Here is a 26,424-nt window from a genome sequence, read left to right as displayed (position 1 = left end):
CATGTCTTATTGAAGAAACTAGTTCAAAAGACTACTAACCAAATAAAGTGACCCTGCGACTATTCTCTTCCTATCATTTCCCTTTCTTAGTATTATAGTATCATCCAAATGTTTTGTCACCCTTTTTCTATTATACTGACAACTGGATAGTAATTCCTCTACAGTGGCAGCTTGCGGATGAGGAAACGTGACGAAAGTGAAGGAAGCCGCAACAGGAATCAACTCATCTATCGTTTTCTTAATATCTTTTGTTTTCAACATGCCGATGACAAAGTCGACTTTCTCTCCAGGAAATTCGGATTTTATCGTCTCGACAAGCATTTTGGCAGCAGCAGGGTTGTGCGCTCCATCGATAAAAACCCCTTCGGCAATTTCTTGGAATCGGTATGGCAGAGTAGCCAGCGACACGCCTTTTGCAAGAAGTTCAACATCCACTTTTAGTCCTACTTGCAGCAGCGCCTCTATTGCTACTCCAGCATTGACAGCTTGATGCGGTCCTTTCATCCTACGTTCACGAATAGGTACCCGAATTGATTCCCCGATAAACTCCTCATCTTTCGTTATGAAATCTTCTCCGTATGCGATAACTTTACTGTTCGTCTCCTTCGCTTTCATTCGAACGACGATCATAGCCTCTTTTGGAAGCGGACCAACGACTACTGACGTATTCTCTTTAATAATCCCTGCCTTATGCTCAGTTATCTCCTCAATCGTTCCTCCAAGAAAACCGATATGGTCAAGGGCGATTGATGTAATAACTGATACGAGCGGCGAAACGACATTCGTGCTGTCGAAACTGCCCCCCATCCCGCATTCGAGCAAGACATAATCAGGAGCTAACCGTTCAAAAGTAAGGAAAGCCGCAACTGTCAACAATTCAAAATCAGTCAACGTTCCGCTTAGATCCGACTCTTTCATTTTGAGAAACGTCTTATCCATCTCTTCCGAACTGATCGGGAGCCCATTTATACGAATTTGGTCATGCACATCTACCAACGCAGGTGACGAGAAGACCCCTGTCGAAAATCCATGCTCTTTTAAGATGGATTCCATGAAAGCAATAGTGGAGCCTTTTCCGTTTGTTCCCGCCACATGAATGACAGGTAGACACTTTTCTGGATTCCCAACCTTTTGAAGTGCTTTACGAATGCTATCAAGCCCCGGTTTTATTTCATCATCACTAATGATGTCAAATCGCTCTTTATATTCATCAAATTTTGGAATCAATTCACTCGCCCCTTATGGTAAAATCAGCTTAGAAATAGTATATCACGGCCGGAGGGAACGAAATGAAAAATTGTTGGGTAATCTATAACGGGAGTTTAACGAGTGATAAATTTCGCGATCAGGCGGACCTTTTACGAGACGCTGCTGAACGGGCAGGCGTCAATGCTACCCTGAAAAAGAACTATGAAGTGCTTATGGCCCTTAATGAAAAGTTGAAAGTCCGACCTGATTTTGTCGTCTTTCTGGACAAAGATATCCTGCTGGCCACATTTTTGAAAAATGCTGGTATCCCTGTCTTTAATGACCCTGAAGTAATTGAGACATGTGATAATAAAGCGAAGCAATACATACAACTGGCAAAGAATGATATTCCAATGCCCGAAACGATTATCGCACCGAAAGTATATCCGAATTTTACGATTGAAGGATCGGGCTATTATGAAATGGTTCTTGAAAAACTAGGCTTGCCTATGATTATCAAAGAAGGCCACGGATCATTCGGCATGAAAGTGTATTTGATTGAAACAGAAGAGCAGTTCTTTTCGAAAGTAGATGAATTGCGTGGAGTCGATTATGTATTTCAGCAGTTCATTGCGACGAGTAGAGGAAGGGATATCCGAGTAAATATTGTTGGCGGTGAAATTGTCGCGGCGATGTATCGTTTATCCGAGACGGATTTCCGAGCAAATATTACAAACGGCGGAGTGGCTAGTATGATTGACCTGACTCCAGAACAGGAGGCACTGGCGATATGCGCGGCAGATGCGGTCGGTGCCGAATTTGCAGGTGTCGATCTATTGTTTGGAGAAAATGAAGCACCACTTGTCTGCGAAGTGAATGCCGCAGCGCATATCCGCAATATTTATAACGTGACGGGCATCAACGTAGCAGACAAGATGATCGAATACATTTTAGGTAAACTTGCATGAAAGGGTATGTTTATTACTCGTTAAAGGAAGCGGAACGGAATCGCGGGTTCATTGATGATTTGATGATTCATGCTTCAAGGATGGATATTGCATTGACGTTGTTAGTAGATGAGGAAGAACCGGACGATGATGCGGATTTTATTTTATTCCGCGACCGAGATCCAGAGCTTTCGAGAAAATGGGAGTCTGCGGGATTCCGAGTGATCAACCGGGGGGAAGTGAACAAAATTGCAAACGATAAGCTGAAGACTTATGAACTAGCTTCGTTGTTAGGGGTTCCTGCAGTTCCAACAAAAAGGGCAAATTCCTTATTAGACATACCCCCTGCCCCTTTTGTGTTGAAAACAATTGATGGACATGGGGGCCGCGAAGTTTTTCTTTGTCATACACAGAATGAGGCAATAGAGTTTTTCGCTCAATTCGAAGGAAGACGGACAATTGTGCAGCCATATATCGAATCGGATTCCACGGACGTCCGTGTTTTCATGCTCGGTAAGGAAGTGTTAGGAGCTGTCAAACGAATTGGAAATGACTCTTTCAAGTCGAATTTTACCCTTGGCGGGACTGTGGAGAAATACACACTTTCGTCCTGGCAAGAAAATGAAGTCCGGAGAATTGCCAAGGCATTAAAAAGCGATTATATCGGCATCGATTTCCTGTTATTGCCGGACGGTGGTTGGATGTTGAATGAAATTGAAGACCCAGTCGGCGCGAGATCGCTGTATATCACCCATGATTTTTCAGTTGCGGAGAAATTGCTGGAGTATGTGAAGAGGAAATTGGAGAGTTTATGATCACTCACGCGGATTTATGATCACTCACGCACATTTATGATCACTCACGCGGATTTATGATCACTCGCACGGATTTTGATCACTCACGCGCGTTTATGATCACTCGCACGGATTTATGATCACTCACGCACATTTATGATCACTCGCACGGATTTTTGATCACTCACGCGCGTTTATGATCACTCGCACGGATATATGATCACTCACGCACATTTATGATCACTCGCACGGATTTTTGATCACTCACGCACATTTATGATCACTCGCACGGATTTTTGATCACTTGCACGGATTTTTGATCACTCACGCGCGTTTATGATCACCCGCATGGATTTATGATCACTCACGCACATTTATAATCACTCACGCACGTTTATGATCACTCGCCGTACTTTACTAGTCGCTTTTTTGAACAAACTAAAAAAGAGATGGTCAACTCCACTACTGGAGGACCAACTCTTTTTCCTTTTTAAATCTCTTTTAATTCTTCAATACGGCGTTCGACTGCAGCTTTCTTCTCTAAATAATCCTGCTCTTTTGCGCGCTCTTCTGCTACAACCGCTTCAGGCGCTTTTGAAATGAATCGCTCATTGGAAAGTTTGCCTTGAACACGTTTCACTTCGCTTTCCCACTTCGCCAGTTCTTTCTTCAATCGCTCAATCTCTTCATCAAGATTCAGCAACCCTTCAAGTGGCAAGAACAATTCTGCTCCCGTAATGACAGCTGACATCGATTTGCCCGGCGCTGAAATACCGACTCCAATCTCCAGTGTTTCCGGATTGCAGAAACGTTCGATATAGCTACGGTTCGCTTCCAAAACGGATACAGTCGTTTCGTCTTTCGCAGCGATATAAAGAGGTACTTTTTTGCTCATTGGCGTATTCACTTCAGCACGAATATTACGTACTGCGTGAATAAGGTCAACGAGCAGCTTCATATCGGATGCTTTTGCCGTATCCGTCAACGCAGGATCAGCTACTGGCCAAGCAGCTACCGTAATCGACTCCCCTTCGTGAGGAAGGTTCTGCCAGATTTCCTCCGTAATGAACGGCATTAACGGATGTAAGAGACGCATCGTGTTATCGAGGACGTATGCAAGAACGGAACGAGTTGTTTTCTTTGCAGTTTCGTCTTCACCGTACAACGGCAATTTCGCCATTTCGATATACCAGTCACAGAAGTCATCCCAGATGAAATTGTAAAGCGCACGGCCGACTTCGCCGAATTCGTATTTCTCCGCAAGCTTCGTTACTTGTTCAATCGTTTCATTCAATCGTGTCAGAATCCATGCATCTGCAACGGATTTTTCACCTGTAAGATCGATTTCTTCATACTTCATGCCGTCCATATTCATCAAAGCGAAACGTGAAGCATTCCAAATTTTATTTGCAAAGTTCCAGATTGCTTCAACTTTTTCAGTTGAGTAGCGTAAATCTTGGCCTGGTGACGAACCTGTCGCTAGGAAATAGCGCAATGCGTCCGCTCCGTATTTATCGATCACTTCCATCGGATCGATTCCATTGCCAAGTGATTTCGACATCTTCCGTCCATCTTCTGCACGGACGAGACCGTGGATCAATACATCTTTGAATGGACGTTGACCAGTGAATTCGATACCTTGGAAAATCATCCGGGATACCCAGAAGAAAATGATATCATAACCCGTTACGAGTGCATCAGTCGGATAATAGCGTTTGAACTCTTCATTATCCAAATCTGGCCAGCCCATTGTCGAAAATGGCCATAATGCGGATGAGAACCATGTATCGAGTACATCTTCTTCTTGGTTCCAATTCTCGATATCTTGAGGAGCTTCATGACCGACATACACTTCGCCGGTTTCTTTGTGGTACCAAGCAGGAATACGATGTCCCCACCAAAGTTGACGGGAAATACACCAATCATGGATATTTTCCATCCAGCTCAAATATGTCTTTTCAAAACGTTCCGGAACGAAGTTGACTTTTCCTTCGGATTGCTGAAGTTTAATCGCTTCTTCTGCTAGCGGCGCCATTTTAACGAACCATTGTGTTGACAAATATGGTTCAACGACAGCTCCGCTACGTTCAGAATGCCCGACAGAATGCAAGTGATCTTCGATTTTGAATAAAACGTCGATATCCTGTAAATCTTTGACGATTGCTTTTCGGCATTCGAAGCGATCCATCCCTTCATATTTGCCTGCAAGTTGGTTCATGCTGCCGTCTTCATTCATGACAAGAACGCGAGGCAAGTTATGGCGATTTCCGATTTCAAAGTCATTCGGGTCATGTGCCGGCGTAATTTTTACTGCGCCGCTTCCAAATTCCATGTCGACATAATCATCAGCAACAATCGGAATCTCCCGTCCGACAATCGGTAATGTAACCGTTTTGCCGATTAAATGCTTATAACGGTCGTCTTCCGGATGAACTGCTACCGCAGTATCTCCAAGCATTGTTTCAGGACGCGTCGTTGCAATTTCGATACTGCCCGTTCCGTCAGCGAGTGGATAGCGCATATGATAGAATGCACCCTGAACATCCTTATGGATAACTTCAATATCCGAAAGTGCAGTTTTCGTTGCCGGGTCCCAGTTGATAATATACTCACCGCGATAAATAAAACCTTTTTCGTAAAGTTTTACGAAGACTTCGCGGACAGCTTTTGACAATCCTTCATCTAACGTGAAGCGTTCCCTTGAAAAATCAAGCGCGAGACCTAATTTCGACCATTGCGCACGTATATGACCAGCATATTCATCTTTCCATTTCCACGTTTCCTCTAGGAACTTTTCACGTCCAAGGTCGTAACGGAATTTTCCTTCTTCACGAAGTTTTTCTTCTACCTTCGCTTGTGTCGCAATACCCGCATGGTCCATTCCTGGAAGCCATAAAGCATCATAGCCTTGCATCCGCTTCATGCGGATAAGAATATCTTGCAGCGTAGTATCCCAAGCATGCCCTAAATGGAGCTTACCTGTAACATTCGGCGGTGGAATGACGATTGTGTACGGTTCTTTCCCGCTTTCAGGCTGTGCTTCAAAGTATTTACCTTTCAGCCACCATTCGTAACGGCCCGCTTCAATTGACTGCGGCTCATATTTCGTTGGCATTGACAAGTTTTCTGTTGACATATGAACTCCTCCTCTTTACTTGCACGTGCTGCTTGTAAAAGTGAATACAAAAAAACTCCGTTCGTCAAAAAGGACGAAGGAGTTATCCGTGGTACCACCTTTATTCACGCAAACTAAAAAAATGTTTGCGCCTCAATAATAAATAACGGTTTCAAACCGGCTTCCGCTACTCAAAATTCACGGAAACTGCTCCTGGGTGACTTTCTGTAAATTCATTTATAGGCCCTCCCACCGACGGCGCCCTCTCTTGGATAAATGAAACTCACGTACTTTCCCGATCAAAGCATCATTATATAGTTATGAGTATTATATTCGATTAGAGGAGATTTCGTCAAGTAAATATGAAAGGAAGGTATTTATGAGAAAGGGATACAATCCTTATTTATTGCCCCCGTGGCTACGGAAGACAAGATTTTATTGCAAAGGCATCATCATCCCTATTGCCGTTTTTCAGCTCATTAGGGTTTTAATCGTCCCTACGACGGGTGATTTCCTCCTATTATGCGCGCTTATAGGTTTAACTTTCCTCCTTTACAAAGATATCATTTGAGCGGAATCTTGTCGTCGTCCATTCATCCGGCAACGTTGCGATGTATGACAGCATATCATCAAGGTCATTCCACGAGCTGCTGTCATGCATTGCAGCTGTCTGCCGCTCTTGTACAGGCACAGCTTTTGTTCGACTTTGTACAGCTGCGGCTGGTCGAGGTTCGGAAACTTGAACAGCTTGTTCCTGCTCCGACATTCCTGCTGCGACTTTTTCCTTTGGCGTTTCTTTAACTGCTACAGCATCCGTCTTCTCTTCTACGGATTCTGCTTCATTATTCGCTTCCGATGAAGACTTGTTGTTGGCAGTCTGTACATTGGAAGTCTCGTTGGAGGCAGTTTCATTACTAGTTTTTGCCGCTGGCTCATCGCTTGCAGCTTTTGCGGTCGAATCCTCTCCATACGTACAGTTTACATTCCAAGCGACTGTGAAGGCACCTTGTCCGTCAAATGTTGTTTTGACATTTGTCGCTTCAATATGCAATGGATGTTCAACTTCAGGAGGCAAATCGATATATAAAGGCACAGCGTATTCAAAATAACCCGTTTCCCCATCGAGCTCTACATCATCCACAAAGACCGCGTCTGCTGGAAGTGTCTCACTCCGCTCTCCCTCGCCAAAATCGACCTTGGCGGCGATATGATAAATTCCAGAAAGGCGGACCGCATCTTCAGATCGTTTTTCTGTAAATCCTGCTTTCACTTTAACTAAACGTGCATCCTTTGGCACTCCGACGCTTTCAGGAAAATAAAAGACTTCTTCCATATTCCATTGCAGCTTTTTCATTCCATTTCCCTCCCCGGTTTCATTCACTTGCCATTATATGCATCAAGAGGGGTAGGTAGAATAAAAAACCACCTATTGTCGATCGACAATAGGTGGTGTAGGATTATCGCGCCAATTGGGCGAACACTTTATGGAATGCTTGAACAGTTTGTTCGATATGCTCTTCCGTGTGGGTTGCAGATAAGAACATACCTTCAAACTGGGATGGCGGAAGGAAAATGCCTTCTTCTGCCATTAGACGGAAGTATTCTGCAAACAACTCCAAGTCGGACGTTTTCGCTTGGTCATAGTTGTATACTTTTTCATTCGTAAAGAAGAAGCCGATCATAGAGCCGGCACGGTTCACAGTATGTGGGATATTGTATTTCGTCGCCGCTTCACGGAAGCCAGCCTCCAACTGATCGCCTAGCTTCTTGAAATGGTCATATGAAGCAGGCGTCAATTTTTTCAATGTTTCGATGCCAGCTGTCATCGCCATCGGATTTCCAGATAATGTCCCTGCTTGATACACAGTTCCTGCAGGTGCGATATTTTCCATGATTTCACGCTTCCCACCATATGCTCCGACAGGAAGTCCACCGCCGATCACTTTGCCAAGGCAAGTTAGGTCAGGAGTGATTCCGAAATAGCCTTGCGCACAATTGTAATCGACACGGAAACCAGTCATCACTTCGTCGAAGATAAGCAATGTGCCATTCTGCTCGGTGATTTCACGCAATCCTTCAAGGAAGCCCGGCTCCGGTGGGACAACTCCCATGTTCCCTGCAACCGGCTCAACGATGACGCCCGCTAAATCGTCCCCAAATTGGTCGAATGCGGCACGAACGCCATCCATATCATTGTACGCCACTGTAATCGTGTTCTTTGCAATCCCCTCAGGTACTCCCGGGCTATCCGGCAAACCTAGTGTAGCGACGCCGGAACCAGCTTTAATGAGAAGTGAATCGCCATGGCCATGGTAACAGCCTTCAAATTTCAAAATCTTATTACGACCTGTATATCCGCGAGCTAAACGCAATGCGCTCATTGTCGCTTCCGTTCCTGAAGAAACCATACGGACAACCTCAATGGAAGGGACACGGTCAATAACAATTTTCGCAAGTTCATTTTCCAGTAATGTCGGTGCTCCGAAGCTTGTACCTGTCTCAGCCACTTTCTTGATGCTTTCAACGACATCTGGATCAGCATGTCCCAAAATCAACGGACCCCAAGAAAGGACATAGTCGATATACTCATTGCCATCGATATCTTTAATGATCGGTCCTTTTCCGCTTTCCATGAATATCGGATCCATATTGACTGATTTGAAAGCCCGGACAGGAGAGTTCACGCCACCTGGCATTAACTTTACTGCTTCTGCGAACGCTTTCTTAGACTTTTCATAACTTTTCCCCATTTATTTTCCCTCCAGCCAACGCGCTGCGTCTTTTGCATGGTATGTCATAATAAGATCCGCACCTGCGCGTTTCATACTTGTCAATGTTTCCAATACAATCTCTTTTTCATTGATCCAGCCATTTTGTGCAGCTGCCTTCACCATCGAATACTCACCGCTCACATTGTAAGCGACGACAGGAAGAAGGACGTTGTTTTTCACATCACGCATAATATCTAAATAGGACAAAGCAGGTTTGACAATTAAGAAATCCGCGCCTTCCATAACATCAGACTCCGCCTCGCGAAGTGCTTCCATCCGGTTGGCAGGGTCCATTTGATACGTTTTGCGATCGCCGAATTGCGGAGCTGAGTCAGCAGCATCACGAAACGGTCCGTAGTAAGCTGAAGAATATTTGACAGCATATGACATGATCGGCACATTTTCGAAGCCAGCTTTGTCAAGCGCTTCCCTAATGGCGATGACAAATCCATCCATCATATTGGAAGGGGCAATAATGTCAGCTCCCGCTTTTGCTTGGCTGACCGCAGTTTTAGCCAGCAGTTCAAGCGATGGATCATTCAATACGTCGGATCCATGAACGACTCCACAATGCCCATGATCCGTATACTCACAAAGGCAAGTGTCGGCAATTACAACGAGCGATGGATGCTTCTCTTTGATGAGGCGCGTCGCACGCTGTACAATGCCTTCATCATCAAACGCCCCCGTGCCCGTCGCATCTTTCTCTGCAGGAATACCGAACAGGATGACAGAAGGGATGCCTAATGAAACGACTTCATCCACTTCCTCCATTAAACGATCAAGTGACAATTGGTAAATACCCGGCATCGAGCTAATTTCGTTTTTCACATGTTCGCCTTCTATGACGAATATCGGATAAATAAAATCCTCTTTATGCAAAATTGTTTCCCTTACCATCGAACGCATTGCAGCTGAAGTGCGCAGTCGACGATTACGTCGAAATTGTAGTTGAGTCATTGGATATCTTCCTTTCGTTTCGCCAAAACCTTGACGAGTTCCTTTAGAGTATAAATTTCAGGCTTTACATCCACTACTGCCCCTGCGTCAAGCAAAGCTTTTTCTGTGACATGTCCGATCGCTCCTATTGCATACCCTTTCCAACCGACAACAGGAACGATGCGTTCATGATAGACATGCACCGCTGACGGGCTGGCGAATAAGACAGTGTTGTTGTCCCCGGTTTCCAATATCTCAATAATTGAATCTACCGAATCCAATTTGGCAATTGTTTCATAGACTGTCCATTCTTCAACTTGAAAAGGCAGTTCTTCACGGATGATGCTGCCCGCTAAGTTTCCTTTTAAAAACAGCACTCGCAGCTTTCTGTTTACCGTAGGCTTGAATTGCTTTACGAAGACGTCGGCACTAAAAATGGACGGGATAAATTCCACCGTAAAGCCAATCTTTTCTAATGCCGCAGCAGTCTGTGTACCAACAGCAGCAATTTTGGATGGAATATGTTGAGATGTCACATGGAATCGTTTCATTTTTGAATGGAATGCTGTCACAGCACTTTGGCTGGTGAATATTAACCAATCAAACTCTGCACATCTTTTCAGTTCATATTCATCTGTTCTATCTTCAATTTCATTCACTTGAATAAGCGGCAAGGAGTATGGAATGCCTCCGTATTCCTTAACAAGATCGAAAATCTCAAGTGATTTCGGTGTTCCTGTGAAAATTACAGATTCACCTTTCAAAGGCAATTCAGGCATCCATTTCCGCCTTCACTTTCTCAATCACTTCTGCAGCACCTTCAGCACGTAGAGTGGATGCGACAGATTTGCCTACCTCGATCGGATTTGAACCGCGAACTGTCTTTTTGAAGACTTGCTTTGCGTCCGGCGAAGCGATAAACCCTGTTAGTTCCACTTCATCACCATCGTAAACCGCAAATCCTGCAATCGGAACTTGGCAAGAGCCGTCCATTTCGGATAGGAAAGTTCGTTCTGCATCGACTTCAAGCCATGTTTTATCGTCGGAAACTTTTTTCAGTTCGGCAAGCAGTTCTTCATCATCACTTCTACATTCAATTGCAAGCGCTCCTTGGCCGACAGCCGGAATACAGTCTTCGATCGACATATATTCAGTAACGACGTCGTCGCTCCACCCCATCCGCTTTAAGCCTGCGGCAGCTAACAAAATCGCATCATATTCTCCATCTTGCATTTTCTTCAATCGTGTATCGATATTGCCACGTATCCATTTTATTTCAAGATCGGGACGAAGCATGAGCAGCTGTGAGCTACGGCGTAAGCTTGAAGTTCCTACGACTGCCCCTACCGGCAAGTCCATGAATTTCACATGACCTTTTGAGATGAATGCATCACGAGCATCAACCCGCGGAGGAATACATCCGATTGTCAGCCCTTCAGGCAAAATAGCTGGCATATCTTTCATGCTATGAACAGCGAAGTCAATTTCTTTATCGAATAGCGCTTGCTCGATCTCCTTGACGAATAAGCCTTTGCCTCCCACCTTTGAGAGCATTACATCGAGGATCTTATCCCCTTTTGTCACAATTTCCTTCACTTCAAATTCAAAAGGAGCACCCGCTGCTTTCATTTGGTCGATAAACCAATTTGTTTGTGTTAGAGCGAGCTTGCTCCTTCTCGATCCTACGATGATTTTTCTCAATATGATCTTCCTCCTATTGAAGTACTCTTAAAACGTCAAATCCAAAAATGGAATTGCGATAATCTGCTTCCAAGAAAAAAGTTGACGATAACAAAAAGAAAAGCGAAGACGTTCGCCCAAGCAAAATCGTTCGCTGTCAGTCTACCTCTTCTTTGTAAAAACAATACTAAACTATAAAGGATAATAACGAGGAAAGACCCGATAATCTTCATGTCGGTGATCATCCAGTCATCCAACGCGACTGTTGCCCACTGAATCCCCAACACAAGACTAATGAACAATACCGGGATTCCCGTGTAAATAGAAGCTTTCATCCCTGATAGCGATTGCTGAAGTGATGGGAGCCGTCCAAATTGCTTTGTCCACTTTTTCTTTTTCAACACTTTATAGACGAGCAAATAAAGGATTGCGAAAACAAAAGACATCGCGAATGCCGCATACGAAAGAATCGCAAAAGTGATATGAATGAAAAGCAATTCAGATATGAGCGATTCCCCGACCGGCGATTTATCAATCTGTGTCGGCGTGAATGTATGAATTGTCATAAATATAAATCCAATAACATTTAAAAAGAAAACAGCGAACCCGACCTTTGAAAACACTTGGAGGATTATCGATAACGATATAAGCAGCCAAGCGTAGAAATAGATCCCTTCATACAGGGAAAGGACGGGGAATCGCTGTGTATCGATCACCCGCGCAATGAGGTATCCGCTTTGCATCACATAGACGACCGATAAAATCCATAATGCACTGCGATGGGCGATTTTATTACTGTTCAAATAATCAATGAAGTAAAATACGAGGCTCACCGCATACAGGACGACGATTACTTCATGAAATCTCGCCATAGTCATTTCGGTCATGACGCAACCTCTGCCTTTCGCATGTATCTAATCAAATAAATTACGCCTCGGCTAAGTTAGGCGATTTGATAATGGATTGAGTTTTTGCATGGACGACTTCCTCTTCCACGTCATCGGCCAATCCAAATATTTGCTTGAACAAGGTCAATTTTTCCGACGCTTTTTCATCCAGCGCCAGCTCTTTAGCTTGCAAGATCGGGTCCTTCAGCATTTGATTGACGATTGATTTCGTATGTTTGTTCAATAATTTCTTTTCGCGTTCCGTCAAATTCGGCATTTTATTTTCAATACTTGCCATTGTTTCCGCTTGGATAGTGAGTGCTTTTTCACGTAATGCAGAAATGAGCGGCACAACACCAAGCGTCGCAATCCATTCCTTGAAGTCGACAACTTCTGCTTCAATCATCAAACCGATTTCTTCCGCTGCGCGTTTACGCTCCGCCAAGTTCGCTTCGACGATTCCTTGCAAGTCATCAATGTCGTAAAGGAAAACATTCGGCAAGTCGCCAATTCTAGGGTCCAAGTCGCGAGGAACCGCGATATCGACCATGAAGATCGGCTTTCCTTTACGAAGCTTCTCGACATATTGCATCAGTTCGAAATCAATGACAAAATCGGTTGCGCCCGTAGAACTAATTAATACATCCGCTTCCAATAGAGTGCATTGCAATTCCTGCATCGGCTTTGCCACGCCTCCGAATTGCTTCGCCATTTCTTCCGCTTTCGACAAAGTACGATTGATGACTGTCACTTTTCCTGCTCCACTGCCGTGCAAGTTCTTAATGGCCAATTCACCCATCTTCCCTGCACCGAGGATGGCAATATGTTTATCGTTCAATGAACCAAAGATTTTTTTACCAAGCTCGACTGCTGCATAAGATACAGAAACAGCATTATCCGCGATAGCAGTTTCTGAATGGGCCTTTTTCGCAAGCGTTATCGACTTTTTGAACAATTCATTGAACACTGTTCCTGTCGTTCCAATATTCTGCCCTTCCAGGAAGCTGTTGCGTACTTGTCCTAAAATTTGCGTTTCTCCAAGCACCATTGAATCGATGCCTGCAGATACACGCATTAAATGTTCAATCGCTGCATCATTTTCATAAATGAGCAAATGGGGGGATAATTCCTCAAGCTCCATGTCAAACCAATCCGCTAAAAACCGTTTTACATAATAACGGCCAGTATGAATTTGATCCGCCACTGCATATATTTCAGTACGATTGCACGTAGATATGATGACGTTTTCCAAAATACTCTTCTCTTTTTGCAATGCTTCCATAGCCTTCGGCAGATCAGCTTCTACAAAAGATAATTTCTCCCTGATTTCCACTGGAGCTGTTCGGTGGTTGACACCGACCACGATAGTATACATAAGGTGTTCACACCTCTCCCGTTCTATTTACCATATACGATTATAACATATCATACTTTTTATAACGGACAATTTTGTGACTAACTCTTGAAATAACAACGGCTCGTTCCCTATTTTTGTAATAATTCTAATGTAATAAGGTTCCGCTTTAACATCTAGCTCCGCCGGCCAGATGCTCGGGGTCATAAGTCAGCCCTGCTGTACGGCATAAAGCGCCGTTTCGCAGGTCCGCCTTATGCCTGTCGCATCTAAGCTGGCCGCCTCCGCTTTTGAAGAAAAATCCGGATGAACGTAGAATTCATCCGGATTACCATTACATTCTATTTTCTATTTCACGCCACGCCTCATCCATTCCGATCCCTTTTTCTGAAGAAAAAAGGACCAAAGGATCTCCAGCACGCATATTCAATTCATTTCTAACGATTTTTTTATGTTTTTCCCATTTGCCTCTCGGAATTTTATCGGCTTTCGTCGCAATGACGATTGTAGGAATATCGTAATGACCTAAGAAGTCATACATAATACAATCATCTACGCTTGGCGGATGACGAAGATCAACGATAAGGACAACAGCGCGAAGTTGTTCACGTCCCGTTAAATATCTTTCAATCATCTTACCCCAAGCTTCCCGTTCCGATTTGGACACTTTTGCATACCCATAACCGGGAACGTCGACGAAAAATAATTTTTCTTCAATCTTATAAAAATTCAAGGTTTGGGTCTTCCCGGGCTTCGATGATGTACGGGCCAAGCTTTTCCGTCCAATCATTTTATTGATGAACGAAGATTTCCCTACATTCGAACGGCCTGCCAATGCAAATTCGGGGAATCCATCATCCGGGTACTGCTCAGGTTTTACTGCACTCATAATCATTTCAACTTGATTGACTTTCATTCGGAAGCCTCCTCCAATGCGTACGCCAATACTTCCTCAGCATCTGAGACAAGCTTAAATGTAAGTTCATTACGCACACTTTCCGGTATATCTTCAATGTCTCTTTCATTTGCAATAGGCAAGATAATTGTGGTCAAGCCTGCACGATGTGCACTTAATGACTTTTCCTTCACGCCACCGATCGGTAATACTCTGCCACGAAGCGTTATTTCACCTGTCATACCAACTTCCCTCTTAATCGGACGTTTTGTTAACGCCGAAACGAGGGCGGTCGCAATAGTCACGCCTGCAGATGGCCCATCTTTCGGGACAGCGCCTTCCGGAACGTGAATATGGATATCATTTGATTCGTGGAAATTAGGATTAATATGAAAATTCACAGCTTTTGATCTGACATATGACAACGCTGTTTGCGCGGACTCTTTCATGACATCGCCCAACTTACCCGTCAATATGAGTTTACCTTTGCCGGGAGATAATGAAACCTCGATTTGAAGTGTATCCCCACCGACTGTCGTATATGCCAAACCAGTTGCAACACCGACCTGATTTTTCTTTTCTGCTTGTCCATAAGTATGTCTCTTCTTGCCTAACAATGCATCAAGAGTTTTTACGCTGACTGTAATACTTTTCTTTTCTCCGGTAACGATCTGCTTTGCTGCTCGTCTGCAAATCCTCGCTATCTCCCTCTCCAACCCTCGGACGCCGGCTTCACGTGTATAATAACGGACGATATTACGGATTGCATCGTCACTAAAACGAACCTGTGATTTTGTTAATCCGTGCTCTTTCAACTGTTTCGGAATAAGATGGTTTTTCGCAATAGACCGCTTTTCGAGTTCAGTATATCCAGGAATCGAAATGATTTCCATGCGGTCCCGCAAAGGTCCAGGAATGGAACTTAAATCGTTGGAAGTTGCGATGAATAATACATTCGACAGATCATAGGGTTCTTCAATATAATGATCGCTGAACGTCGAATTTTGTTCAGGATCCAAAACTTCCAGCATGGCCGATGACGGGTCTCCTCTGAAGTCATTGGACATCTTATCAATTTCATCGAGCAGGAAAACAGGATTAATCTTTCCAGCTTTTTTCATACCTTGAATAATTCGTCCCGGCATAGCACCGACATATGTACGACGATGCCCTCTTATTTCAGATTCATCACGTACGCCGCCAAGTGAAATCCGTACAAATTTACGGCCTAATGATTCCGCAATTGAACGGGCGAGCGAAGTTTTCCCTACTCCTGGCGGACCATCAAGACATAGAATCGGCCCACGCAATGATTTCGTCATTTGACGGACGGCAAGGTACTCCAAAATACGTTCCTTGACTGAATCAAGTCCTTCATGGTCGCGGTTCAATATTTCCTCAGATCTTTTAATATCCAATTGATCCTTCGATGCATCAGACCACGGTAAAGCGATAAGCCAATCGATATAATTCCGGATCACTCCACTTTCAGCAGAGGCGGAATGAGCCTTTTCATAGCGATCCAACTCCCTGAATGCTATTTGTTTCACATTTTCGGGCATGCCCGCTTCTTCAATTTTTTTTGTGAGCTCCACGACTTCAATACTTTTTCCATCTTTGTCGCCAAGTTCTTTCTGTATAGCTTTCATCTGCTCACGGAGATAAAATTCCTTCTGCGTCCGCTCCATCGCTTCTTTCACGCGTGTGTTAATTTTACGTTCCAACGCAAGGATAGCTTGTTCATCATGCAATTTATTGATTAGAAATTCCAATCGTTTTTTAACGTCGGTAATTTCAAGGATTTCTTGTTTTGCAGATAATTTTAGTGGCAGATGAGAAGCGATCATATCTGCAAATCTGCCCGGCTCTTCAATTGTAGCAATGGAATCGAATGTCTCTTGTGACACCTTTGCTGAATAATTGGTGTAGTTCTCAAAATAAGGTAATAAGATTCGCATTAGGGCGATACATTCCGCATCCACTTCTGTATCATCAGGAATACTATTCACATCAACGACGGGGTAGAGATCCGCCTCTTCATAATTGGACCATTCCGCCCTTTCAATGCCTTCAATATAGAGACGGTATGTTCCATTGTTCAATTCAGTCAATGACTTAACATAAGCCAAAAGACCAATTTTGTATAAGTCATCAGCTTCCGGATTTTCCACGCCCGTATCTTTCTGTGAAGCGAGCATGATGTAATTACCGTTTGCAATTGCATGTTCTACCGCGAATACGGAGCGCTCTCTCCCGACGTCAATATGTAAAACCATCGTCGGGTAAACCAACATCCCGCGTAAAGGCAATAAAGGCACGTTCAGCTTTTTTTGATTTGGCATGCGGAAGTCACCTCCATAAGTTATGTATATCCATTATGTACAAATCATATAAGGTGGAAAAAGCCGACAACCGATGAGCGAATGTATCGCTCCGTCGGAGTCAGCTTTATTCCTCCAATTTTCAGGCCGTATTCTTCTCTTGATCGAGATCTAACTGTGTTCCATCTTCTCGATAAAGGATCGGACTTGACTTTTTCAGGACGGAATCTTTCGTAATGATACATTCTGTCACTTCATCAAGTGAAGGAAGTTCATACATAATATCCAACATGATGTTTTCGATAATGGAACGCAATCCACGAGCGCCCGTCTTCCGTTCAATCGCTTCCTTGGCAATCTCCATAAGAGCATCCTCGTCAAAGCGCAATGCAACGCCATCCAATTCAACCATCTTCTGGTACTGTTTAACGATTGCATTTTTCGGAACCGTCAGGATTTGATAAAGAGTTGCTTCGTCCAACTGCTCTAATGTTGCAATCACTGGTAGACGGCCGATGAACTCTGGAATCAGTCCAAAACGCTGTAGATCTTCTGGAATCAGTTTTGAAAGCAAGGATGCTTCCTCTTTGGATTCCTCATCTGCATTCGTGCCAAAACCAATCACTTTTTGCCCAGTACGGCGTTTTATAATTTCTTCCATACCATCGAACGCTCCACCAACGATGAACAGGATATTGGTCGTATCGATTTGCAAGAATTCTTGGTGCGGATGCTTACGACCGCCTTGTGGTGGAACGCTTGCAACCGTGCCTTCTAGTATTTTCAAGAGGGCTTGCTGTACACCTTCACCCGATACATCACGAGTAATCGATGCGTTTTCCGACTTACGGGCAACTTTATCGATTTCGTCAATATAGATGATTCCTTTTTCAGCACGTTCAATATCAAAATCTGCCGCTTGGATCAATTTCAATAAAATATTTTCAACGTCTTCACCGACATAACCTGCTTCTGTCAATGAAGTTGCGTCTGCGATAGCGAAAGGAACATCGAGAATACGCGCCAATGTTTGCGCCAACAACGTTTTACCGCTACCAGTAGGCCCAATTAAGACGATATTTGATTTTGCGATTTCCACATCGTCAACCTTGCTATTTGTATTAATACGTTTGTAGTGGTTGTAAACTGCAACAGCCAATGATTTCTTAGCTCGATCTTGACCGATAATATATTCATCTAAAATGCCTTGGATTTCACGTGGTTTCGGAACATCTTTCAGCTCGAAGTGTTCATCAAGGCCCACTTCCTCCTCGACGATTTCCGCACAAAGTTCAACACACTCATCACAAATATAAACACCCTGACCGGCAACGAGTTTTCGTACTTGGTCTTGGGTTTTACCACAAAAAGAACAACTTAAATTATCTTTTTCATCATTAAATTTGAACATCAAGCTCACCCCTATTCAAGTGACAATCTTACAAGATTCCCCCGTTTTTATCAACTATTTAGAACTGCCTTACTAGGCTTCCCAAAAAATCCTCGCCTATGAAAAACAAGGCACGGAAAACCGCACCTTGTATTTTTCGTTACCCATTATTCAGTGACTTTTGCATTTTCAACTAGGAATTCAACTGTCTTGTTGAAACGCAAGTCGTTTTCAAGTACTCTTGTTCCGCCTAGTGTTTGTTTAATTTGGTCAACTTCCATACCAAATTGTTCAGACATTTTTTCAAGCTCAGCATTGATTTCCTCTTCAGTCACTTCAATACCTTCAGCAGCGCCGATTGCTTCAAGCGTCAAGGAAACGCGGACACGGCTTAGAGCATCGTCTCTCATTTGTGCGCGCAATGCAGCTTCATCTTGACCTGAGAACTGGAAGTACAAGTCAAGGTTCATGCCTTGCATTTGTAGACGTTGTCCAAACTCATCCATCATACGGTCCACTTCGGAATCGATCATTACTTCTGGGATATCAATTTCAGCATTTCTTGCTGCAGCTTCTACAAGATCGTCACGCATTGCTGTTTCAGATGCGCCTTTTTTATCTTGTTCAGTCTGTTCTTTCATTTTTGTGCGAAGTTCTTCAAGGCTTTCGACGCTTTCATCGATTTCCTTTGCAAGCTCATCATCAAGCTCTGGAACTTCCTTCGATTTGATTTCATGTACTTTCACTTTAAATACTGCAGGTTTTCCAGCCAATTCTGTTGCATGGTACTCTTCAGGGAAATTGACTTCAACGTCTTTTTCTTCGCCTTGTTTCATACCGACGACTTGCTCTTCGAAACCTGGAATGAATGAACCAGAACCGATTTCAAGATCGTATCCTTCAGCTTTACCGCCTTCGAACGCTTCGCCATCAACGAATCCTTCGAAGTCGAGGTTAACAGTATCGCCGTTTTCAACAGCGCCGTCTTCCTTTACAACCATTTCAGCTAATGCTGTTTGGCGATCTTTTAATTGCTGTTCGATTTCTTCGTCTGTCACTTCAGTTTCCTGACGTGTCACTTCAAGACCTTTATAGTCGCCAAGTTTCACTTCTGGCTTCAATGTAACATGCGCTTTGAAGACTAAAGCTTTGCCTTTTTCCATTTCATCGATTTCGATTTCAGGTTGAGCGATCGGCTCTACGTCAGCTTCGTCAAGAGCGTTGGAATACGCTTCTGGAAGGATGATATCTAGAGCATCGTTATAAAGTGCTTCTACGCCATACATTCTTTCGAACATTTTGCGTGGCATTTTCCCTTTACGGAAGCCAGGCGCTTGAACTTTCTTTACAACTTTCTTGAATGCTTCGTCAAGTGCTGCGTCTACTGTTTCAGCAGGAACTTCAACTGTAAGCGTCCCTTTATTTCCTTCTTCTTTTTCCCATTTAACAGACATGTTAATACCTCCGAATCATAATGACCAATATATTTTCTCACGTTTATACGCTATTTACAACCCTTACAGTATATCATAGACTTTCGATCTTTCAACAGATTTAATGCATATCACCTATCTGTCTGTTCATCGACAGATTTGATCAATGAATTCAATTCCGTGTTAGTAACCGGCTCACCAGTGAACATGCTTTCTATGTATTCTGTATATGCATCAGCAACTTCAAAAGTCGTAAATCCATCCCAACAAAAAGGATAGGCAATAATTCCATAACGCAGACTAGCGTCAATCGCCATTTGCATCCGAGATGGGTCCTTTTCAAATAGCTCTCCTATCTGATTCACTACATTAATGGAACGTTCATCTTGACTCGGAAGTTCGAGATCTGCAGGGATGACATTTTTTGAATATCCAAATTTCTGGACGGTCACTTCTTTTTCATATCCTGAATCACGTAGAAGAACGAGTGCATATGTTTTGACGATCGGATGCAAGCTTTCCGTTTCGACAATTTGTGCGAGGAGTTTTTTGATAGTCTGATCTAACTCGCTATTTTCAAAAACAGCAAGCATTTTCTGCTGTGTTTCAGTTGTTTCTTGCACGAATTCATCCAAGGTGAACAAGTCATGTTTCTGGGGTTCACTTACCTCACGAATATATCTATAAGAAAGTCTTTTATTTAGATCCCGTAAATAGTTGAACTTCTTCAACGTGTCTGGTGGGACGATTCCTTCATCTAGAAGAGTTTCGATTGTCATTTCGACTTCTTCATAATCTTGAAGTTGAATGCTGATCGCCAAATATAACTCCATGGCATCAAGATAATCCGTAGTTCCGCTATGTAGTAGTTTTGTTGCCACTTCTTTCGCCAATGGGAAGTTTTTTGTTTCGTACAATGAAACTGCGTATGGCGCTAATAATCGGGTATTGTCCGGGTCAAAATGGTACGCCTGTCCGAACGCTTCAACAGCTTCCGCGTAGTCGGTATCTTCAACTGCATCCAACCCTTTTTCGATCAGCCGTTCCAAGGCACCAGGAAACACGACGATGTTATCCTTTTTAATGAGCCTTCCATATCTATGTCTCACTGGATTCACCTTCTTTCATCCATTCACTATAACATATAGCATTTTCCAACCGGAAATGAATTATTCACTTCAGTTTATATAAGTATGTATTAAAAAGTTGACAACAAAGTCGTTCATACAACTTTTTTGTCAACTCATTTTTAATTAGAGTACGTTCTATATGTGTTCCGACCGTTTTCTTTTGCTTTATACAATGCCCTGTCTGCATTTCGAATTAATTCATCGATTGAAACGCCGTCTTTTGGGTATGCAGCGATGCCGATACTTGAAGTCGTCGTAAATGAGTGTTCTCCGATTTGCCATAGTTCCTGCAAACTATCTAAAATACGTGCTCCAATCGTTATCGCTTCATTTTCATCGGTATTAGGAAGAAGGATTAGAAATTCATCTCCGCCTTGACGGGCAAATACATCACTTTCACGAAGTGATAGCTTAACTTTTTTAGAAAACTGTTTCAACAACTTGTCACCTATTGAATGGCCAAGATGATCATTCACCCATTTAAATTCATCAATATCCATATATAACAAGGCGCATGTTTCTTTATTCCGTTTAGCTTCTTTCAATGTTTGGCGCATGATTTCTTGGAATAGTCTCCGATTTGGCAATCCCGTCAATTCGTCGTGGAATGCCATTTGCATTAACTTCTCACGCATTATCCTTTTTTCTTCGATGACGCGGGAGACTACCAGTACAAATCCCTCACCCTTTTCTTCATCTACAAAATAAGATCCTTTCGCCTCAAGCCATATCCATTCTTTCGTTTTATGTTCATACCTAAACTCCATATCAGCAGAGCCCTTTGAACGGAATATAGATAAGAACAACTTTTTGACCTCTGGTAAATCTTCTGGATGGATAATATTGAAGGCATTTTTCCGCTCATAGTATTCCAATGGAAATCCTAAAACCCGGGTAGTGGAAGGCGATGCATAGATGATGACTCCGTTTGCATCTAAAATTGTAACTAGATCCGTCATGTTTTCGGCAATTAAGCGATATTTTTCTTCACTGCGTATTAATGCTTCTTCGTATCTTTTTCTTTCCGAAATATCACGTGAAATGCCAGAAAATGCGATAACTCTTCCTTGGTCATCATGAAGGGGAGAAAGTGTAATACTGACGGGTATTAATGTGCCATCCTTTTTATAACAATCCACTTCCAACCCTTTAATGCTTAAACCTTTCAAGACAAGGGCACGATCTCTTTTTACTTGTCCCATCCGTTCGGGTGGGATTGTCGGCATCGGTTTCCCTACTATTTCTTCCTCTTTCCATCCATACATTTCCTCAAAGGCTTTGTTAACCTGCAAGACATTGCCATCAAGGTCGATAATATCCATTGCTTCTGCGGAAGACTCATAAAAGAAACCTAATTGCTGTGTTGTTTTTTGCAATGCATCTTTCGTTTCCACGAGTTCGGTAAAATCATTAACTAAAATCATTACATTTTTCGGTTGCCGCGCATTCGTAAACAAAGGTATATTTTTAACTTGCAAATGAAGTTGCTTCCCCTTTTTGTCGTGAGCATTTACAGTATAAGAGCAATATTCTCCATTCAATGTTTTCGAAAAAAAGAGAGCTGCTTCACCCAAGAATTCCGGGTCAATAATATTTCGTAAGTTGATGTTCTTCCATTCAGAAGATGAATAGCCAAACAAGTCCGTAGCTGCAGCATTCACATAAAACATTTTTCCTTTTTCACCTATTAGAAATATAGGATCTGGACTATGATTTAACATGAATTCATACATATCATTCGGAATTCCTCTTATAAAACTTTCCATTTGTATTACTCCTTCTATTAATGACTACGTACAATGGCTCGTAAATAGGCTATGTTTGATTACAAATAACAGGCAGGGACGGGTTATACACCACCTCCCTGCCTTTATTTTCGACAAATTAACATGTTACTTTACGGTAATTTAGTAATTCCTTATATTTCTACCCATCTTTCGTCTTCAATCAACCTTTATTTTATAGATATTTATTAATCAGCACTCAACAAACTAAAGATGGTCTATAACACCTCAATACGAGATTGTTCCATAATTAGTTTTCCTCAATAGGTTGTAGTTTCTCTTCTATTTCTCTACGACGCGATTCTAAAAACGGCGGTAGATCTAATTTCTCACCTAACGTTTCGATATCTCCGTCAATTGTAAATCCCGGTCCATCTGTTGCAATTTCAAATAAAATGCCGTTCGACTCGCGGAAATATAAGCTTTTAAAATAGAAACGATCCACGACGCCGGATGAATGGAAGCCTCGAGCGCGGACTTGCTCATCCCAGTGTGCGAGTTCTTCTTCGTCTTTAACTCGGATCGCTAAATGATGAATGCTTCCACGTCCCGGCTTTTCGGCTGGACCATCTAAATATTTCACAACGATTTCGCCGAACACTTCACCTTTCACCGATTGGAATATCATCTCTTCTTCCGTACGTGACACTTCAGTATAACCAAATACTTCAGTTAGCGTTCGAGCTAATTTATCGAGCTTACGGACGGTTATTTCTACTGAACCCATTCCTTGAATTTGATGCTCTACTGGTACAATCGACTTTTCCCAAGTTTTCCAGTGCTCGACTTTTCCCCCTTTGGATACGAGAAGTACCATACGCAAGCCTTCGGAATCCTCAAAAGGCAAAGCAGGACGGTTTGCGTATGTTGTAATTTCATCATGCGAAACGCCGAACTTCTCAAAACGGGATTTCCAATAAGTTAAGCTATCCTCCGAAGGGACAAGCAACCCAATTCGCGTAATGGCATTTGTCCCTCGATGGGTGCGCCCGACGACCGGGATTTCAAAAAATGATAATTCTGTGCCTGGGCTCCCTGTTTTATCTCCGTAAAATAAGTGATACATTGACGGCTCATCTTGATTGACGGTCATTTTCACACGACGTAAACCAAGAATGTCTTTATAAAAGTGATTGTTTTGGCTAGCGTTTTTCGTAATCATCGAAATATGATGATGTCCTGGAATTGTATACATAAGTTTTCTCCTCCTATATTGTCGTTTGATTAGTCAAGTTGTTTGGGAAATAAATTACCTGTGTGCGTTTCTTCACTTTACATCTCAAATGATAACAGCACAAGAAAAATACCTTGATTTCAAACTAAATTCATCGTTGAACAACGAACGCCTGTATTGTGAACTGAATCCAAATGGCAGACACTTTTAAAAGAGTGACCCCAATTAGGGTTCACTACATATTCCACATTTGTATCGCTTTAAAGTGTTTCTATAAAAAATAAGAAACGTCCGCAAACACTGTTAAAACAGAGTTTGCGGACGTTTCTTATTTCTAATTGCGTTCGATTTAACTTAATACGTCCCAGGAGGGATTCGAACCCCCGACCCACAGCTTAGAAGGCTGTTGCTCTATCCAACTGAGCTACTGAGACATGTTGTTTGGCAACTGTTGATTGCCTAACGACAAGTTTTATTATAGGCAGGCTCGCTGGAAAAGTCAACGCTAATTTGCGATATTTTTCATTTCAACTGTAATTACTGTTTCCATATCCATGTTTTTGAAGGAAATCCAGAAGCCATTGTTCCATTCAATCTCTGCAAAAGTTGGTTGTTTACCCGCTCTTGGGAGCAATGTGCTTCCTGGATTAACAAATAATATTCCTTCACTTAACTCGGCGCCATACGAATGTGAATGGCCAAAAAGAACAATATCTACCCCTAGCTCCTGAGCTTCATAATACAAAGGCAGCATTGTCCGTTTGCAATCATGCTTATGCCCATGGACCATCCAAATTTTCTTGTCACCGACTTCAACTACAATTGAATCCGGAAAACGATGATCTCTGTCACAGTTTCCTTTTACGATATGCAGGTTTTGCAAAATCGGATCATCCCATGATAGTTCACTGTCTCCACAATGAAAAATAGCATCCGCACGCAACGCGGAAACGGCCTTCACCGTTTCCTTATCGCCATGCGAATCGCTCAAGACGACGATTTTCATTGGTTTTCCCCTAACGAATCTAGCAGCTCCGGCAAACGCTCCTTCAACTGTCTAAGGGCTGCACCACGATGTGAAATTTGGCCTTTTTCCTCCGGAGACAATTCTGCCATCGCCTGTCCCTTCTCAGGAGAATAAAATATCGGGTCATAGCCGAAACCGTTCGTTCCTCTTCTCTCCTCAAGAATCATTCCTTCACAGCTACCCGAAAATGTTACAGTTTCCACACTAGGTCCTGCAACGGCAAGGACACAACGGAAACGAGCCGTACGCTCTTCCTCTGGCACTCCCAGAAGCTCGGACAGCACTTTATCGATATTAGCCTCATCATTCTTTGGCTCGCCCGCGTAACGCGCAGAATAGACGCCCGGAGCTCCATGAAGACTATCGATTTCCAACCCACTATCATCAGCAATGACCATAATACCTAACAGCTTCGAAACCGTTTCAGCCTTTAAAATCGCATTTTCCTCAAATGTAACGCCAGTCTCTTCTACATCAATGTCTTGATCAAGATCATTCAATGTTTGCACTTCGAAACCGAAAGGACCAAAAAGTGTTTCAAAATCTTTTGCTTTCCCTTTATTGTTCGTTGCAATCAATATTTTCTTCATTGTTCTTCGCCATCCTTTCCGCCAATAAGCGTACCGATTTCTCCAAGTGCCTCCTTCTGAACACAGATCAATCGTTGGATACCTGTTTCTGCGAGCTCGACTAGATCATTCATTTCCTGCCGTGTGAATGTCGCTTCTTCACCAGTCCCTTGTAATTCAACAAATTCTCCAGCGCCTGTCATAACGACGTTCATATCGACAGCAGCTGCCGAGTCCTCAGGATAATCAAGATCTAAAATCAAGACGCCTTCTTCCGTCTTCCCTACACTGATCGCGGCTAAATAGTCTTTGATAGGAAATTGGCTTAGCCCCTTTTCTTTCGTTAATTTAGAGACAGCAATGCCCATGGCAACAAACGCACCCGTAATGGATGCTGTCCTTGTCCCGCCATCTGCTTGGATCACATCACAGTCAATCCATATCGTCCGTTCTCCTAGCGCTCCCAGATCGATCACTGCACGCATAGCACGTCCAATCAAGCGCTGAATTTCCATTGTCCTTCCGCCTACTTTTCCGCGTGAGGATTCCCGTTGAGTCCGCTGGCCGGTAGCACGAGGGAGCATCGAGTACTCCGCGGTCACCCAACCTTGTCCACTTCCTCTTAAAAACGGTGGAACTCTTTCCTCAATGGATGCCGTGCAAATCACCTTCGTATTCCCTACAGAAATTAAAACCGAGCCTTCCGGATGGATTAAATAATCCGTCTCAATTGATACTGGCCTTCCCATATCTGCAGTTCTTCCATCATGCCTCATATTGGATACCCTCCACAAATCAAATTCGTCATCCATCTTACCATATTCATTTTCACGATAGCAAAACCCTGAAGCCTAATTTAAGCTTCAGGGTTCTGTAGAACAATATGTCTGACATCAGGATTTTCAATACCGAGCCAATCGATCGCAATTGATTCGAACCCTTTTAATTTGGCACTGACTACCTTTTTTGAGACAATTAAAAAACACCTTATTATGCAGCCAGTTGTCGGTATTGTACCGGCGATTG

The 26,424-nt window shown here is 43.0% G+C and carries 22 protein-coding genes, 1 tRNA gene and 1 other annotated feature; of the genes, 3 read left to right on the top strand and 20 right to left on the bottom strand.

Translation table 11 applies throughout. From position 1 onward, the window contains the following. Positions 1–18: 18 nt before the first annotated feature. On the bottom strand, positions 19–1,227 hold the full coding sequence (locus tag ACR65H_RS15830) for a bifunctional folylpolyglutamate synthase/dihydrofolate synthase (RefSeq protein ID WP_440501558.1): 1,209 nt from the start codon (positions 1,225–1,227) through the stop codon (positions 19–21). 62 nt (positions 1,228–1,289) lie between these two features. Between ACR65H_RS15830 and ACR65H_RS15825 the strand changes: the two genes are divergently transcribed. Both ACR65H_RS15825 and ACR65H_RS15820 read left to right on the top strand, forming a co-directional pair. Then, positions 1,290–2,156: an ATP-grasp domain-containing protein gene (locus ACR65H_RS15825; RefSeq protein ID WP_440501556.1), complete on the top strand. Its 867-nt coding sequence runs from the start codon at positions 1,290–1,292 to the stop codon at positions 2,154–2,156. Then, a complete protein-coding gene (locus ACR65H_RS15820; protein ID WP_440501554.1) occupies positions 2,153–2,950 on the top strand; it encodes an ATP-grasp domain-containing protein in 798 nt (265 codons plus the stop codon). Before ACR65H_RS15825 ends, ACR65H_RS15820 begins: the two co-directional genes overlap by 4 nt. Positions 2,951–3,419: 469 nt before the next feature. On the opposite strand, the gene ACR65H_RS15815 is transcribed toward ACR65H_RS15820, so the two are convergent. Next, positions 3,420–6,065, bottom strand: coding sequence for a valine--tRNA ligase (locus tag ACR65H_RS15815; RefSeq protein WP_440501552.1), 2,646 nt, complete (start codon positions 6,063–6,065; stop codon positions 3,420–3,422). Positions 6,066–6,131: 66 nt separating this feature from the next. Further along, positions 6,132–6,356: a binding site (T-box leader), on the bottom strand. A 67-nt stretch (positions 6,357–6,423) separates the two neighbouring features. On the opposite strand from ACR65H_RS15815, the gene ACR65H_RS15810 reads away from it, so the two are divergent. Beyond that, positions 6,424–6,615 (top strand): YszA family small membrane protein, encoded by a 192-nt coding sequence (locus ACR65H_RS15810; protein WP_495164285.1) that lies wholly within the window; start codon positions 6,424–6,426, stop codon positions 6,613–6,615. Here the strand turns inward: ACR65H_RS15810 and ACR65H_RS15805 are convergent. The 18 genes from ACR65H_RS15805 to rph all read right to left on the bottom strand — a co-directional run bounded on the left by ACR65H_RS15805 (position 6,583) and on the right by rph (position 26,174). Further along, complete coding sequence (locus ACR65H_RS15805) at positions 6,583–7,398, bottom strand: hypothetical protein (protein ID WP_440501551.1); 816 nt, start codon at positions 7,396–7,398, stop codon at positions 6,583–6,585. The two genes, ACR65H_RS15810 and ACR65H_RS15805, sit on opposite strands and share 33 nt — an antisense overlap. A 103-nt stretch (positions 7,399–7,501) precedes the next feature. Further along, positions 7,502–8,794 carry a glutamate-1-semialdehyde 2,1-aminomutase gene (gene hemL, locus ACR65H_RS15800; RefSeq protein WP_440501550.1) on the bottom strand — a complete coding sequence of 431 codons (1,293 nt, stop codon included), beginning with the start codon at positions 8,792–8,794 and terminating at the stop codon, positions 7,502–7,504. Then, a complete protein-coding gene (hemB, locus tag ACR65H_RS15795) occupies positions 8,795–9,775 on the bottom strand; it encodes a porphobilinogen synthase (protein WP_440501549.1) in 981 nt (326 codons plus the stop codon). It lies immediately after the preceding gene. Next, on the bottom strand, positions 9,772–10,533 hold the full coding sequence (locus ACR65H_RS15790) for a uroporphyrinogen-III synthase (protein ID WP_440501547.1): 762 nt from the start codon (positions 10,531–10,533) through the stop codon (positions 9,772–9,774). The genes hemB and ACR65H_RS15790 overlap by 4 nt, the downstream gene beginning before the upstream one ends. Further along, positions 10,526–11,455, bottom strand: coding sequence for a hydroxymethylbilane synthase (gene hemC / locus ACR65H_RS15785; protein ID WP_440501546.1), 930 nt, complete (start codon positions 11,453–11,455; stop codon positions 10,526–10,528). The genes ACR65H_RS15790 and hemC overlap by 8 nt, the downstream gene beginning before the upstream one ends. A 35-nt stretch (positions 11,456–11,490) precedes the next feature. Next, the gene (gene ccsA / locus ACR65H_RS15780; RefSeq protein WP_440501545.1) at positions 11,491–12,321 is read right to left on the bottom strand and encodes a cytochrome c biogenesis protein CcsA; all 831 of its coding nucleotides are present in this window, start codon (positions 12,319–12,321) and stop codon (positions 11,491–11,493) included. Positions 12,322–12,361: 40 nt separating this feature from the next. Next, positions 12,362–13,696, bottom strand: a complete 1,335-nt coding sequence (gene hemA, locus ACR65H_RS15775; RefSeq protein ID WP_440501544.1) for a glutamyl-tRNA reductase — start codon at positions 13,694–13,696, stop codon at positions 12,362–12,364. A 313-nt stretch (positions 13,697–14,009) separates the two neighbouring features. Beyond that, a complete protein-coding gene (yihA, locus tag ACR65H_RS15770; protein ID WP_440501542.1) occupies positions 14,010–14,591 on the bottom strand; it encodes a ribosome biogenesis GTP-binding protein YihA/YsxC in 582 nt (193 codons plus the stop codon). Continuing rightward, positions 14,588–16,912 (bottom strand): endopeptidase La, encoded by a 2,325-nt coding sequence (gene lon, locus ACR65H_RS15765; protein ID WP_440501540.1) that lies wholly within the window; start codon positions 16,910–16,912, stop codon positions 14,588–14,590. Before lon ends, yihA begins: the two co-directional genes overlap by 4 nt. A 121-nt stretch (positions 16,913–17,033) precedes the next feature. Beyond that, positions 17,034–18,302, bottom strand: a complete 1,269-nt coding sequence (clpX, locus tag ACR65H_RS15760; RefSeq protein WP_440501539.1) for an ATP-dependent protease ATP-binding subunit ClpX — start codon at positions 18,300–18,302, stop codon at positions 17,034–17,036. A 146-nt stretch (positions 18,303–18,448) separates the two neighbouring features. Continuing rightward, positions 18,449–19,735, bottom strand: coding sequence for a trigger factor (gene tig / locus ACR65H_RS15755; RefSeq protein WP_440501537.1), 1,287 nt, complete (start codon positions 19,733–19,735; stop codon positions 18,449–18,451). 110 nt (positions 19,736–19,845) lie between these two features. Next, the gene (locus ACR65H_RS15750; protein WP_440501535.1) at positions 19,846–20,823 is read right to left on the bottom strand and encodes a DUF3196 family protein; all 978 of its coding nucleotides are present in this window, start codon (positions 20,821–20,823) and stop codon (positions 19,846–19,848) included. 140 nt (positions 20,824–20,963) lie between these two features. Beyond that, entirely contained in the window at positions 20,964–22,610 is a 1,647-nt protein-coding gene (locus tag ACR65H_RS15745; RefSeq protein ID WP_440501534.1) for a sensor domain-containing protein, read from the bottom strand. Between the two features lie 268 nt (positions 22,611–22,878). Next, on the bottom strand, positions 22,879–23,823 hold the full coding sequence (locus ACR65H_RS15740; RefSeq protein ID WP_440501532.1) for a ring-cleaving dioxygenase: 945 nt from the start codon (positions 23,821–23,823) through the stop codon (positions 22,879–22,881). Positions 23,824–24,162: 339 nt separating this feature from the next. Next, positions 24,163–24,236 (bottom strand) — tRNA-Arg (locus ACR65H_RS15735). Between the two features lie 71 nt (positions 24,237–24,307). Next, the gene (locus tag ACR65H_RS15730; RefSeq protein ID WP_440501531.1) at positions 24,308–24,808 is read right to left on the bottom strand and encodes a metallophosphoesterase; all 501 of its coding nucleotides are present in this window, start codon (positions 24,806–24,808) and stop codon (positions 24,308–24,310) included. After that, positions 24,805–25,419 carry an XTP/dITP diphosphatase gene (locus tag ACR65H_RS15725; protein WP_440501529.1) on the bottom strand — a complete coding sequence of 205 codons (615 nt, stop codon included), beginning with the start codon at positions 25,417–25,419 and terminating at the stop codon, positions 24,805–24,807. Before ACR65H_RS15725 ends, ACR65H_RS15730 begins: the two co-directional genes overlap by 4 nt. Further along, on the bottom strand, positions 25,416–26,174 hold the full coding sequence (gene rph / locus ACR65H_RS15720; protein WP_440501527.1) for a ribonuclease PH: 759 nt from the start codon (positions 26,172–26,174) through the stop codon (positions 25,416–25,418). Before rph ends, ACR65H_RS15725 begins: the two co-directional genes overlap by 4 nt. Positions 26,175–26,424: the final 250 nt, after the last annotated feature.

The sequence above is a fragment of the Sporosarcina sp. SAFN-015 genome (genome assembly GCF_059415085.1).
Note: the sequence above shows the minus strand (reverse complement) of the source record. Positions and strands in the feature narration are given on the sequence as shown.